Here is a 13,199-nt window from a genome sequence, read left to right as displayed (position 1 = left end):
TTTAGACAAATTTCGTCAAGTTATTTGATATACTTATGTTCGAAGGCCGCATCTAAGGGGGTAAATGAATGAAGGTGTTTGTTGCGAGACAGCCTATCTTCAACAGAAACGAACAGGTTGTTGCTTATGAACTTCTTTACCGGGAGAGCGAAGAGAACCGTTATTCGGCCGCGGACGGAGATAAAGCTACGACGGATCTCATTATTAACAGCTTTATCAACATCGGAATCGAAAAGCTGACTGAGGGGAAACGCTGCTTTGTGAATTTTACAGAAAGCCTGATGTTTTCAGATCTCCCTACCTCCTTTGATCCTGACCAGCTTATTATCGAAATTCTTGAGGACATACCGATCACTCCGGCACTCATCTCAAGATGCAGACAGCTGAAGAAATTAGGATATACATTAGCACTTGATGATTTTTACGCCATCAATCCGGAAAATGAAGAGTTAGTGGAACAGCTGATGAAATATATTGATATTTTAAAAATCGACTTTTTGCAATCCTCGCGTCTGGAGCGCAAAAAAATCATTCAGACGTACAGCTGTAAAAGTCTGATTTATTTAGCGGAGAAAGTGGAGACGAGAAAAGATTATAAACAGGCGGCCATAGACGGCTTTCACCTGTTTCAAGGATATTTTTTCAGTGAACCGCGTGTCATCAGCGGAAATGATCTGACGTTTCATTTTCATTCTTACTACCAGCTTTTAAGCGAATTAAACAATGACCAGCCTAATATACAGCGCGTGACGGAATACATAGAGCGGGACGTCAGCTTATCGTATCAGATTCTGCGTTTTTTAAACGGATCGCAAACAAGGCTGAAAAAAAAGATAGACAGCATCCAGCAGGCCATCATGATGCTCGGGCTGAATGAGATTAAGCGCTTGATTTACATTCTTTCATTCAGAGATTTAACGGCGAAAAGCCACTCAAGCCAAAAAGAAATCATTAAGATTTCCTTAATCAGGGCCAAACTGTGCGAACTGCTGGCGAAAAGAACCGGAAGGCCCCAGCCCTCTTCTTACATGCTGATCGGCATGTTTTCGCTCATTGATACGCTTCTCCACAGGGAACTGGAGGATATCATCAAAGAACTGCCTTTAATCGATGAAGTCGGACAGGCGCTGCTCGGTTATGAAAACGATTATTATAAGATGCTCGCGCTCGTCAAAGCCATTGAATGCAACAACTGGGACTGTGACGAGTGGGGAAAAGAACTGAACAAAGAAGAAGCGTATGAATGTTACTTACAGGCGATCGAATGGTGCCGGCAGCTGATCGATTGAGCCGCTTTAAGCCGACCACCTGAGGGCGATGATAAACCGGCTTTGCTCTCTGATCAGACTGACACGGATGCCGTCGGGATTATACGTTACGTCAAAGTCATTTTTGATGCCGGTCTGCTTAATGAGCCGCTTGACCGCTGCGGTGTCAGATGATTGCGCTGCGGTGAGGATGCTGCGCGCAAGCTCTTTTGACGCCGACAGCCGCGCAAGGAGCAGGCGCGCATCCTCCAGCATGCCCGCAGCTTCTTTTGCGGACGCTGTCAAAATATCTGCGTGAACCGGGGCACTGGGCGCTGGATGCCGGTATGGCGCGGCGAAAACAGGGCAGCATGGATACACATAATGCATACGGCGGCCTCCTTCCTGAGGAAACATTCGTTATACATGAGTATAGGCGGCGTGATAACGAGTTATGACATGCAAAAAGACCACAATGCGGGGTTGCGGTCTTTTCGGTGTTTGTCGGTGGTTATGCGACGCTGTTCGCCCATTCTGTTTTGAAATTGCGACGGCAGGGACTATAGTCCCTGCCGGTTTGTCGGAAAACCGTTGAAAAAACAGCAGAACCGCCAGATTGGTCTGCTTTATCCTAAACGTCTGCCTTTATGGTAGTTATATAGTCCTGTTCGCTAAATGCCTTGTTCGGGACTATGGGATTACCATGGTTTGCGGTGTCACGCAGATACTTTTACACATACTTTTCGGTGAAAAATCCCGCAAAAACGTTTACACTATTAGTAACAGATCAAATACCTAGGACTCGTTCACCATACACAATTCATTGATCTTTCAAAAAAAGGAGTGTGGAAACGGTGGAAAACAAATTAGAAGAAGTAAAGCAATTATTATTCCGACTTGAAAATGATATCAGAGAAACAACCGACTCATTACGAAACATTAACAAAAGCATTGATCAGCTCGATAAATTCTCATATGCAATGAAAATTTCTTAAAAAGACTTGGAAACAAGTCTTTTTTTTGTGCATTTTTTATCCATTTCATGGATAAAGTATTATACGATTGTTAAAAAACGAAAAACCTGCTGTCTTTCATCACCTGCATTTAGTAAAATAGAATGGGAGGGTGAAGACAATTATTGAGCAAATGTGTTTAGATGCCGAAACGATTAAAGAGAAGATGAAGGAAATTGTTGGGGAGAAAATAAATAATCCACATTTAAAAGACACCCTTCAGACTTTTATAAATGAAAAAAATCATTTTGCTTTTGGTGTTCTTGCATTTAAGCATTATGTGGCTTTCGATGGTGAGCATTATTCGGATATTACGTTATTGGCTTCAGGAATTGAATTGTTAATTTTAGCTTTTGATATTTTTGACGATATAGAGGATGAAGATAACTTGGATAAGGAATGGATGAAGATAGATCAATCTATCTCTTTAAATGCAGCCACTTCTCTTTATTCAATAAGTCTTCAAGTGATTTGTGAGCTTAAAACGAACTCCGATTTTCCCCGGCTTGCTATGAAATATGCTTTAAATGCAATGCAAGGTCAGCATAATGACCTCGAAAATTTCCCCGAAACTGAAGACGAATGTCTTCAAATGATTAAACAAAAATCAGGCTCGCTTACTGCAATGTCAGCTGTATTAGGAACAATGCTTGCAAATGGGGAGTTTAACGAAGAAATTGAGAATTATTCTTATAAAATTGGAATTGTTAAACAGATTGAAAATGATTATTATGGTCTTTTTAATAAAAATCGTAGTGATATCAGAAAGGGAAGAAAAACATTAATTCTGTTGTATCTAAAGCGAAGATTTAATGCTGCTTCAGAAAAAATCTTGGATTTAATGAATGCAGAAGCAAGTTACCATTCATTCCTCATTGATAATAAAAAAAGCCTTGAAGACCTGCTATTTGATGCAGGAGTTAGCCAGTATGTTTCAATGTTAATTAAAATGTACGAGGAAGAAATTACGACAAGTATAAAAGATTTAAATATAATGTTAGAACTTTAATGGAGGAAATTACAGTGAAGCAAGATATCGTACATTATCTTATGGAAAATCCACTTGTACTTACAAAGTTAGCGTGTGGGGAAGCTAGTTTAATAGGAGTTCCGGATAAACTGTTACCTGCCATTGTTGAGATTTTTGAAAGAGACTTAAGTCAATCAAAAAAATGCAGGGGAATTTTTTGGGAACAATGATTGAGAGAGTGAGATCTATTGAAAAAATTCATTAGAAATTTTTCGATTGTATTGTTATTCGTCAGTCTCTTTTACGTCGCTCATATTATATATTTTACTCAAAACGGAATTTTGGTAGGAACCTATGTGGTTGAAAACAATAACCATGAATTGCAGGTTGTAAAACTCTCCAAGTCTACGTATGGTAAATATATGGGCTTAAAAGAGGGAGACAGGATAATTGAAATAAGCGGAAAAACACCGACAGAAGAGAATATAAGAGGTCAATATCTAGCGAAAGCTGAACATATGAAAATAATAAGGGGTAATAGTAAAATAGACTTACATAATACTGAGTTTATTTCCTTAAATAGCTCTTATAGTTTTTTTATCTATATTATCCCATGCATATTATTTGCTTTAAGCATGTTATGCATTTTTTATATTTATAAAGTTAACAGAGTAAAAGATACTTATTCAGCCTATATTTTGATTATTTTTTTATTGTGTACATCCATTGCATATTTAAGCGCAGGTGGAGTAACTAGAGGATATGAAATAAACAGATATATTAACCTTTTTACATTTTTGAACGTACCTGTATTATACTTTCACTTTTTGTATCAATACTTTAAAGAATTAAAATTGAAATTTTCAGCTGGTTATGTTGTGTCTACTCTCTATATATTGCCGGTTATTAATATAATAATCGAGATATTCCAGAAGCATTTTGCCTTCCAACTTGTTACGAATATTAATTTAGTAACATTTTTTTTGGAAATGATGGTCGTCTATACATCCATTATTTTTTATGGACTAGTCTACCGAAAAAAGGATCACTTTTATTTGCTGAAAGTGTTACTTATATCTAATACCATAGCCTTTTTTCCGTTTACAGTATTTTATATTATACCTGAGGTGTTGTTCGGACAGTATATTTATTCTGCTATAGTTACGGCACCATTTTTAATAATTATTCCATTAGCTTTAGTCTATCAATTCGTGGTCAATAAAATCTACGATATAGACTTCTTGTTGGGCAGAATCAGGTACTATGGTTTCCTTTCCATTATTCCGACTATTGGAGTTGTATGGCTGAATATATTATTCGACAGCAAGGGGAATAACTTTAACATTATTCAAATCACTGTATATGTATTTTTGATTTTTTTAGCGGTATTTTATATTAAGGAGTTATTAGACTACAAATTTCGCCTGAAACGTTTTTCAGAAAAATATAATTATCAAGACAGCATTTATAAATATACACAGCTTCTTAAAAGCGTATCAGCTTTAAATCAAGTGTTTATGAATTTGAAAAAGACTATTTTGGACGTCTTGCCTGTTAGTAAAGCTTATATATTTGAAATCAATTCTGACGGAGACATTCTGTATTTTGATAAACAGAACAGTGAACCGAACTGGCAGCCGTATAAAAAAGAATTTGATAAAGTCACATCAGAGATTGGCAAGATTTTTGAAGTAAATCAAGGTTTTCTGATGAAGATTGGAGAAAGAGGGGCAAACTCATACGTTCTGCTTTGTTTGTCGAGCATTAATACTCCGAGACTGACAAGAGATGAGATATCTTGGTTAAAGACATTGTCTTTTTATACAAGTGTTTCGATGGAAAACATATTGCAGATCGAAGAACTCATGAACCATTTACAAGACCTGAAACAACAAGGCTCAAACCCGGTCTGGCTCAAAAAGCTGATGTTTACAATCGAGGAAAAGCAGCGTTCGGATTTGGCCCGTGATCTGCATGATTCGGTGCTGCAGGATTTGATTTCTTTGAAGCGCCAGTGTGAGCTGTTTCTGGCCGATTTTAAGAAAGAAGAGCCTTGCCACATAGAGGTGCAGGACAAGCTTCATCAGATGAATGAGCAGATGTCGGATGTCATTTTGATGACCCGGGAGACGTGCCATGAGCTTCGGCCTCAGCTGCTGTATGATTTGGGTCTGGTCAAGGCGGTATCCAAGCTTGCCGCGCAGCAGCAGGAGCGTGCGCCGTTTCATATCCGTCTGAATACGGGCCGGTTTACGGCGGCGCTGGATTTGGATACCCAGCTGAATTTGTACCGCATTATTCAGGAATTTCTTTCGAACGCCATGAAGCATTCACAGGCGAATGAGGTGCTGATTATGCTGATCAGCATTCAAAATAAAGTGATTCTGCATTATGAAGACGACGGTGTCGGCTGCAATCAGGAAGAAGGCGGCGGACAGTCGATGAGCATGGGTCTTTCGGGTATTAAGGAACGCGTCCGTGCACTTGACGGACGGATGAAAATCGACACAAGTGAAGGAAACGGTTTTAAAGCGGATATTGAAATGGAATTGTAACCAATTTATCACCAAATCGACTTGGCAGAAGCCAAGTCTTTTTAATAAAATGGAAATGAGTGAGTAAAAGGGAGGAAACCATGAAAAAGATACTAGTGATTGATGATCATCCGGCTGTCATGGAGGGCACCAAGACGATTCTGGAAACGGACACGAATCTTTCTGTCGATTGCCTTAGTCCTGATGCCAGTGAACAATTCGTTCTCCGGCATGATTTTTCAGCTTACGATCTCATATTAATGGATTTAAATCTGGGTGATGACATCAGCGGCATAGAGCTTTCCAAGAAAATCTTAAAAGAGAATCCTCTCTGCAAAATCATTGTCTACACAGGCTATGAGGTTGAAGATTATTTTGAAGAATCCATCCGCGCGGGCCTGCATGGCGCCATCAGCAAAACCGAATCTAAAGAGAAAATCATGCAATACATATATCATGTGCTGAACGGACAGATTTTAGTTGATTTCTCCTATTTCAAACAGCTGATGACCCAGCAAAAAACAAAAACGTCTTCTTCCCCTCAAAGTGAGCAGGATCGCTTAACCCCGAGAGAGCGCCATATTCTCCAAGAGGTCGAAAAAGGTTTGACCAATCAGGAAATCGCAGATGCGCTTCACTTAAGCAAGCGGTCGATTGAATACAGCCTGACATCCATTTTTAATAAGCTGAATGTCGGCTCCCGAACTGAAGCGGTGCTGATCGCCAAGTCAGATAACGTACTATAAATCTTGAAGGGAGAATGACCTATGAATCTGAACAATACATTGCTCGGCGCACTCGGTATTGAAATCACTGAAAACACGCCGGAGAGATGCGTGGCGGTGATGCCGGTGGATAAGAGGACGGTGCAGCCTTTCGGATATCTGCATGGGGGCGCGTCAGCAGCGCTGGCGGAGACTGTTGCAAGTGTCGGGGCCCAGCATTTTATCGACCGGTCGAAACAGGCGTGTGTCGGGCTTGAGATTAATGCCAATCATTTAAAGTCCGTGAAAGAGGGCGGAACGGTCACGGCGATAGCGGAACCCGTTCACACAGGCAGGGCAACCATTGTGTACGGGATTAACATTTTCGATGAACGAGAAAGGCTGATCTGTGTTTCCCGCTGCACGCTGGCTGTTATAACAAAATAAACAAACAGCCGGAACCCTGAATCGTCCGGCTGTTTGTTTTTACAAATATGAATCTTCTTTTCGTTTGATCACAAAGTTTCTGATCCCTTTGTAATCATCCTGAACGCTTCTTTTATCAAGCGCCGCTCCTGAATTGTACGCGGCCCTGCATATGAGGTGCGCTCCGACCGGCGCCGTCAGCAGGATAAAAATGATGCCGAGCAGTATTTTTACAGAAATTTCTCCGGTCAGCATCCACAAGTAGCCTAACACCCCGAGCAATACCAAATTAACGCCGAGTGTCGAGCCTTTTGAAGAGGCGTGGGCGCGCGTATACACATCAGGAAGCCTGAGTGTGCCGAAAGACGCGACCAGGCAGATCAGCGATCCCATCAGAATACAAACGGCGACGGCCCATTTAACGATTTCGATCATTTTCGATAATCTCTCCTTTCTCCAAAAACTTAGCAAAGGCAATCGTGCCGATAAACGATAAAATGCCAAGCAGCAGAATGATGTCCAAAAAGGCCGATGTGTTTAAGAGAATGGATACAAGTGCGGTCATGGCAATCAGATTAATGCCGATCCCATCAAGCGCGACGACCCGGTCCGGTATCGTTGGCCCTTTTATGACGCGAATGACGTACAGAAGAGTCGAAACCGCCATAATGCCGAGTGATAATTGCAGAATAAACGTAAACATCAGCGGCTCACCTCCTGAATGGCTTTCTCAAAAGAGACGCGGATGTCATGGATCGCTTTCTCCGCATCTTCAATGTCCATGGCGTGTATATAGAGAATCGACCGGTCATCGGAGATATCCATCACGAGCGTACCCGGTGTTAAAGTAATTAACAGCGAGAGCAGTGTGATCTCCCAATCCTCCGTCAATTCCGTCTTAAACGCGAAAATGCCCGGGCGGATGTTCAGTTTCGGCGCTATAACGGTTTTCAGCACGCTGACATTGGCCAAATATAATTCCTTTATAAAGATCAGCATCAGTTTGATGACTGACCATATTTTCCAAATGTAAAACGGCCGCGAGAAGAAGCGCCGGAAAAAAAACAGCGCCGCCAAGCCCGCGATAAATCCGGTTATAAAACCCGCCGTGCTGAGGCTGTTTGTGAGAAACATCCAGCAAACAGCGAGAAGAACATTTAATAATAGTTGAAAAGCCATGCCATCTACTCCTTCAAAACAGCTTCAATGTATTTTTCCGGATTCAGCAGATTCTCAGCCGTCTGATTGACATACGGTGAAACCCATTCGGTTCCGAGCCCGAACAGAAGCGACAAAAGGAGAAAAGCGGCTGCCGGATAAAGAAGTCCTTTTGCGGACCGTCCGCCTGCGCCGGGGATTTCTTTTTCTTCCCCCCAAAAAGCCGTCGTAAAAACCTTCAGCACGGAATAGAGCACAAGCAGGCTTGATAAGAGAATCAATATGGAAAACAATGTTTCCCCCTTATCGAACCCGCCTTCCGCGATCTTCAGCTTGCCCACAAATCCGCTGAACGGCGGGATGCCGGCCAAAGATATGGCTGAAATAAAGAACATCCATCCTAAAACGGGATAACGGGTGATCAGTCCGCCCATTTTATGCAGGCTGGCAGTGCCTGTCAATGCGATAAGCGTGCCGGCAAGCATAAACAGCGCTCCTTTAATCAGCATATCGTGAATCAAGTAATAAACCGCTCCTTGAATGGAGGCCGGCGTGTTCATGGCAATGCCGAACAAAATCACGCCGACGGCTGTAATAATATTGTAGATGACGATTTTCATGACATCCGAAAAGGCGATAGATCCGATTACGCCGAATAGCACCGTCAGCATCGCAAGCCACATCATCAATTGGTGGGTAAAGCCCGTATCGTGAATAAAGATCAGGGTGAATACCCTTAAAATGGCATACAGGCCGACTTTCGTCAAAAGAGACCCGAATAAAGCCGAAATTGCAGCCGGCGGGGCGTAATAAGAGCCCGGCATCCAGAAATACAGCGGGAATATCCCGCCCTTTAAACCGAAAACGACGAGAAGAAGGACGCCGATCACGGTTATCAGCCCGGTCTGGCCCGATTCGCTTATTTTTACGCTTAGATCAGCCATATTCAGCGTGCCCGTCACCGCATATAAGTAACCGACGCCGATGACAAAAAACGCGGATGACACAATGTTAAACACGATATACTTCAATGATTCTCTTAATTGAATTTTCGTTCCGCCAAGCACGATCAGCATGTAGGACGCGATAAGCAGAAGCTCAAAAAAGACGTACATGTTGAACAGGTCACCCGTCAAAAACGCTCCGCTTACGCCGGCCAGAAGAAACTGCACCCCTGAATAATAGAAAGCGCGCTCCCTTTTTTTCCCGATGGAGCGGAAGGAGTACAGGATGACGAGCAGCCCGATTATGGCGGTTGTCAAAACAAGCAGTGCGGCGAGCTGATCCGCGGCGAGCACAATGCCGTACGGCGCTTTCCAGCCGCCGAGTGTCAGCGTCTGAATCCCGTGTGTGAAAACCGTCTGAACGAGAGCGGCGCTGATGACGATGGAGACACAGGAAGCGGCAGTGCTGAATATCCGCATCAGCATCACGTGCCTGTTCATAAAAATCAGCAGCACTGCGGCAAGCAGCGGCACCAGAATAGGCAATATCACAAAGTTATTCATGTTGATCATTTCCCCTCATTCGATCCATATCATCCGTTTTCAGTTCCTGATAGGCGCGAAACGCCATCACAAGCAGGAAGGACGTGACGCCGAACGAAATAACGATCGCCGTCAGTATGAGTGCCTGCGGCAGCGGATCGACAAACGATGTGCTTTTTCCGCCCAGTATGGGAGGAGCGCCTTTTTTCAGTCCGCCCATGGTCAGGAGCAGCAAATGGACGCCGTGGCTCAAAAGCGCGGTGCCGATAATCACGCGCAGCAGACTTTTAGAAAGCAGCAGGTAGGTTGCCGCCATAAACAAAATACCGGCAATGACAGACATTAAGATTTCCACTATTCTTCCTCTCCAATCGTTTGAATAATGGTCATCGTCACGCCGACAACAACGAGATACACACCTAAATCAAACAAAGTGGCCGTCGCAAGCTCCGTATTCCCGAGCACCGGGAGATGAAAATGGCCGAATGTATGGGTGAGAAAGGGCGCTCCGAATAAGAACGAACCTGCACCCGTTGCAATCGCGATAAGCAGACCCGCGCCCGCCACATAAATAAAATTGACGGGCAAAATCGATTTGACGGTTTTTAAATCAAAGGCCAAAAGCAGCAGCACGATGGCCGAAGACGTAATCAGTCCGCCGACAAATCCTCCGCCGGGAGCGTTATGCCCCGATAAAAATAAATAGAAAGAGAAAAGCAGAATGATAAAAGATACAAGCTTCGTTGCCGTCTGAAGGATGATGTCGTTTGTTTTTTGCTGTCTCAACGCTCTTCTCCCTCCTCTTTTACTTTTGTTCTGATCATGCCGTAAATCCCGAGTGCGGCGATCGACAGCACCGTGATTTCAAACATCGTGTCAAATCCCCTGAAATCAACGAGGATGACGTTGACGATATTGTTTCCTCCCCCGAGCTTATGGCTGTAAGCGGTGAAAAAGGAGGAGATGCTGTCTTTTGTTTTTTCGCTGGAAGACGCGATTCCGAGCATTGTCACGATGACGCCGACACCGAGAGAAATGATAAAATTCGTCATCCGGAATGTTCTTGTCTTCTTTTTCCGCCGCATTTTCGGCAGATGGTAAAAACAAAGAAGAAACAAGGCGACGGATATCGTCTCAATGACAAGCTGCGTGAGCGCCAGATCGGGCGCTCTGAAAATCACGAAAAACAGCGCGAGTGTGTACCCGACAACACCGAGTGAGATAATGGCCGTCAGCCGCGATTTGGCGAACACAGTCGCAATCGTTGCGCTCACCATAACGAGGGACAGCACGATTTCATACAGGCCGATCTCAGCCATTCCTTTCGCTGTCATGGAAAAGCCGCCTTTCATGACGAACGCCGCTCCGATGAGAATGATAAACGCCGCAAAAATATACAGCAGATAATCCCGCAAAAATCCGGTCATATAAGATGACGTCAGCTGGTAAGATCTTTTTTCCATACTGCCCGTCACCGCATCGTAAAGCTTGTTCAGCGTCAGTTTTTTCGGAAACAGACCGTACAGACGCTCCCATTTAGACAGCGTTACGTAACCGATCGTGCCGACAATGATGATGCCGAGGGTCATCATTACCTCAGCCGTCACCCCGTGCCACTGGGAAATATGGACATGGAATGTATCTCCGCCGGTTAACAGAGCCGGATAAATGGAGTTCATCGCCGGTTCAATCAGGCTGTAAGACAAAACGTTCGGGGCAAAAAACAGACTGACGGCGCAAGCGGCAAGAATCACCGGCGAAATCAGCATGCCGAGCGGAGCTTCATGCGGCGTCTTTTCAAGCTGAGCAGATTTACGCGCGCCGCTGAACGTTCTGAAAAACAGCTTCATGCTGTAGATGAAAGTGAAGACGCTCCCGATCCATGCGAGAACGGGGAACAGCACGCCCCACGTATCCAGGCTGAAAATATCTGCATGAGCAATCCGCAGCATACTTGTAAAGAACATTTCTTTACTTAAAAAGCCGTTAAACGGAGGGAGGCCGGCCATGGAAAACGTTCCGATCAGTGAAACGGTAAACGTTACCGGCATAAGCGCCATCAGGCCGCCGAGCCTGCGGATATCCCGCGTTCCCGTTTCATGGTCGATAATGCCGACCGCCATGAATAAACTTCCTTTAAAAGTAGCATGGTTAATTAAGTGAAACACAGCCGCGGTGACAGCCGCCGTAAAATACTCTGAATGCTGATAATGAAGCGCGGCGGCTCCTGCGCCGAGCATCGATACAATCATACCGAGCTGGCTGACTGTGGAAAATGCCAGAATCGCTTTTAAATCGGTTTGTTTAATCGCATTAAAGGAAGCCCATACCATCGTGATCAGACCGACTGAGGCAACCGTCCAAAACCAGACGGGTGAAAAAGCAAAAACCGGACTGAATCTGGCAATCAGATAAATACCCGCTTTCACCATTGTAGCCGAGTGCAGATAGGCGCTGACAGGAGTCGGCGCCTCCATGGCATCAGGCAGCCAGATATAAAACGGAAACTGCGCTGATTTCGTAAAGGCCCCCAATAACAGGAGAACCATCGCCGGAATAAAGAACGGATGGCCTGCGATAATATGCACCTGGTTGACCATTTCCCTGATACTGAAAGAATCCGTCATCAGATACAGCAGGATAAAGCCGCCGAGCATGCACAGCCCGCCGCCGACGGTAATCAGCAGTGATTTTTCCGCCCCGTAGCGTGATTTCTTCCGCTTATGCCAATACCCGATTAATAAGAAGGATGACAGGCTTGTCAGCTCCCAGAACATATAAAGCACGATGACGTTATCGACGAGCACAATGCCGAGCATCGCGCCCATAAACATCAGCAGGTACACATAAAAGGGGCCGAGCTTTTCTTTGTCCTTCGATAAGTAAAAAATACTGTAAAGCGTCACCAAAGAGCCGATGCCCGTAATCAATAAAGCGAATAACAGCCCGAGTCCGTCAATATAAACGGTATAGTTAATACCGAGGGACGGAATCCATTCGGCCGCATACCGGACGGTTTCCCCAGCCATTGTGACAGGGAGCTTGCTGATAAAGTAAACAAACAGCATAACGGGCACAATCAGCACAAACCAGCCTGTATGGACTTGTTTTACCCGTTTATAAAGAAAGGGAACGATAAATGCAAATAAAAAAGGCGCCAAAATCGCGAAATGTAACAGCTGCAACAGAAGACCTCCTTTGCTTGTTTTTTCATCAAGCAACTGCTTTATGTAAGAATGAATCAATCAATTCACGGTCATAGGACCCAGTACAAATTATATCGCACTTTTTTTTACCCTGCTACGGCATAATGTATTCCTCTTTGTGTTTTTGTGGTCTTTTGAACCCAAAATAAATTTATCAAATATCCGGATCTTTGTATATACATTTCTATTTCAGATCAAGCTTTACAAAAGGAGCTGGTCAGATGAAGAGAAAGGCGGCGGCCTGTATTGGAATATTTTGTTCTATTATTGCAGGAACATTCATAGCGGATGATTTCTGCAAAACGTTGCAGCAGACGGAGGCAGATGATTGGGAGCGTTTTTTTCTCGGTGCGGAATACGCAGAAGACAAGCTGAGTGCGGCTGAATCAATGCAAACGCCGTTTCAGCCGCGTGAGTATATCAGAATCGTATATAGATGAAAAGAGTTCCGGCA

General features: G+C 43.9%; 16 protein-coding genes. 8 read left to right on the top strand and 8 right to left on the bottom strand.

The window, feature by feature from the left end:
* The first annotated feature begins 68 nt into the window (after nucleotides 1-68).
* Entirely contained in the window at nucleotides 69-1,289 is a 1,221-nt protein-coding gene (locus VP472_RS15385; RefSeq protein WP_003152038.1) for an EAL and HDOD domain-containing protein, read from the top strand.
* Nucleotides 1,290-1,295: 6 nt separating this feature from the next.
* On the opposite strand, the gene VP472_RS15380 is transcribed toward VP472_RS15385, so the two are convergent.
* On the bottom strand, nucleotides 1,296-1,637 hold the full coding sequence (locus tag VP472_RS15380) for a YuzC family spore coat inner layer protein (RefSeq protein WP_014305721.1): 342 nt from the start codon (nucleotides 1,635-1,637) through the stop codon (nucleotides 1,296-1,298).
* Between the two features lie 464 nt (nucleotides 1,638-2,101).
* On the opposite strand from VP472_RS15380, the gene degQ reads away from it, so the two are divergent.
* The 6 genes from degQ (at nucleotide 2,102) to VP472_RS15350 (ending at nucleotide 6,915) form a co-directional block, all read left to right on the top strand.
* A complete protein-coding gene (degQ, locus tag VP472_RS15375) occupies nucleotides 2,102-2,242 on the top strand; it encodes a degradation enzyme regulation protein DegQ (RefSeq protein WP_003152043.1) in 141 nt (46 codons plus the stop codon).
* A gap of 151 nt (nucleotides 2,243-2,393) precedes the next feature.
* Nucleotides 2,394-3,269, top strand: coding sequence for a polyprenyl synthetase family protein (locus VP472_RS15370; protein ID WP_146277410.1), 876 nt, complete (start codon nucleotides 2,394-2,396; stop codon nucleotides 3,267-3,269).
* 14 nt (nucleotides 3,270-3,283) lie between these two features.
* The gene (comX, locus tag VP472_RS15365; RefSeq protein ID WP_044052947.1) at nucleotides 3,284-3,460 is read left to right on the top strand and encodes a competence pheromone ComX; all 177 of its coding nucleotides are present in this window, start codon (nucleotides 3,284-3,286) and stop codon (nucleotides 3,458-3,460) included.
* Between the two features lie 18 nt (nucleotides 3,461-3,478).
* On the top strand, nucleotides 3,479-5,785 hold the full coding sequence (locus tag VP472_RS15360) for a sensor histidine kinase (RefSeq protein WP_153986739.1): 2,307 nt from the start codon (nucleotides 3,479-3,481) through the stop codon (nucleotides 5,783-5,785).
* A gap of 80 nt (nucleotides 5,786-5,865) precedes the next feature.
* Complete coding sequence (locus tag VP472_RS15355; RefSeq protein ID WP_003152052.1) at nucleotides 5,866-6,510, top strand: two-component system response regulator ComA; 645 nt, start codon at nucleotides 5,866-5,868, stop codon at nucleotides 6,508-6,510.
* Nucleotides 6,511-6,531: 21 nt separating this feature from the next.
* Nucleotides 6,532-6,915 (top strand): hotdog fold thioesterase, encoded by a 384-nt coding sequence (locus VP472_RS15350; RefSeq protein ID WP_007613430.1) that lies wholly within the window; start codon nucleotides 6,532-6,534, stop codon nucleotides 6,913-6,915.
* Between the two features lie 39 nt (nucleotides 6,916-6,954).
* Here the strand turns inward: VP472_RS15350 and mnhG are convergent, their stop codons facing one another.
* The 7 genes from mnhG to VP472_RS15315 are packed head-to-tail and all read right to left on the bottom strand — an operon-like array spanning nucleotide 6,955 to nucleotide 12,724.
* Entirely contained in the window at nucleotides 6,955-7,329 is a 375-nt protein-coding gene (gene mnhG, locus VP472_RS15345) for a monovalent cation/H(+) antiporter subunit G (protein ID WP_003152056.1), read from the bottom strand.
* The gene (locus VP472_RS15340; protein WP_012118311.1) at nucleotides 7,313-7,597 is read right to left on the bottom strand and encodes a Na(+)/H(+) antiporter subunit F1; all 285 of its coding nucleotides are present in this window, start codon (nucleotides 7,595-7,597) and stop codon (nucleotides 7,313-7,315) included. The genes mnhG and VP472_RS15340 overlap by 17 nt, the downstream gene beginning before the upstream one ends.
* On the bottom strand, nucleotides 7,597-8,073 hold the full coding sequence (locus VP472_RS15335) for a Na+/H+ antiporter subunit E (RefSeq protein WP_070082285.1): 477 nt from the start codon (nucleotides 8,071-8,073) through the stop codon (nucleotides 7,597-7,599). The genes VP472_RS15340 and VP472_RS15335 overlap by 1 nt, the downstream gene beginning before the upstream one ends.
* 5 nt (nucleotides 8,074-8,078) lie before the next feature.
* Complete coding sequence (locus tag VP472_RS15330) at nucleotides 8,079-9,560, bottom strand: Na+/H+ antiporter subunit D (protein ID WP_146275403.1); 1,482 nt, start codon at nucleotides 9,558-9,560, stop codon at nucleotides 8,079-8,081.
* Nucleotides 9,553-9,894 (bottom strand): Na(+)/H(+) antiporter subunit C, encoded by a 342-nt coding sequence (locus tag VP472_RS15325; RefSeq protein WP_003152063.1) that lies wholly within the window; start codon nucleotides 9,892-9,894, stop codon nucleotides 9,553-9,555. The genes VP472_RS15330 and VP472_RS15325 overlap by 8 nt, the downstream gene beginning before the upstream one ends.
* Nucleotides 9,894-10,325 carry a Na(+)/H(+) antiporter subunit B gene (locus VP472_RS15320; protein ID WP_007613424.1) on the bottom strand — a complete coding sequence of 144 codons (432 nt, stop codon included), beginning with the start codon at nucleotides 10,323-10,325 and terminating at the stop codon, nucleotides 9,894-9,896. The genes VP472_RS15325 and VP472_RS15320 overlap by 1 nt, the downstream gene beginning before the upstream one ends.
* The gene (locus VP472_RS15315) at nucleotides 10,322-12,724 is read right to left on the bottom strand and encodes a Na+/H+ antiporter subunit A (RefSeq protein ID WP_146275401.1); all 2,403 of its coding nucleotides are present in this window, start codon (nucleotides 12,722-12,724) and stop codon (nucleotides 10,322-10,324) included. Before VP472_RS15315 ends, VP472_RS15320 begins: the two co-directional genes overlap by 4 nt.
* A 242-nt stretch (nucleotides 12,725-12,966) precedes the next feature.
* Here VP472_RS15315 and VP472_RS15310 point away from each other — a divergent pair, with 242 nt between their 5' ends.
* Nucleotides 12,967-13,185, top strand: a complete 219-nt coding sequence (locus tag VP472_RS15310; protein WP_146275399.1) for a hypothetical protein — start codon at nucleotides 12,967-12,969, stop codon at nucleotides 13,183-13,185.
* The last annotated feature ends 14 nt before the right edge of the window (nucleotides 13,186-13,199 follow it).

This window comes from Bacillus sp. MT(2024) (assembly GCF_036362845.1).
Lineage (GTDB): Bacteria > Bacillota > Bacilli > Bacillales > Bacillaceae > Bacillus > Bacillus velezensis.
This window is presented reverse-complemented; position numbering and strand designations above follow the sequence as displayed.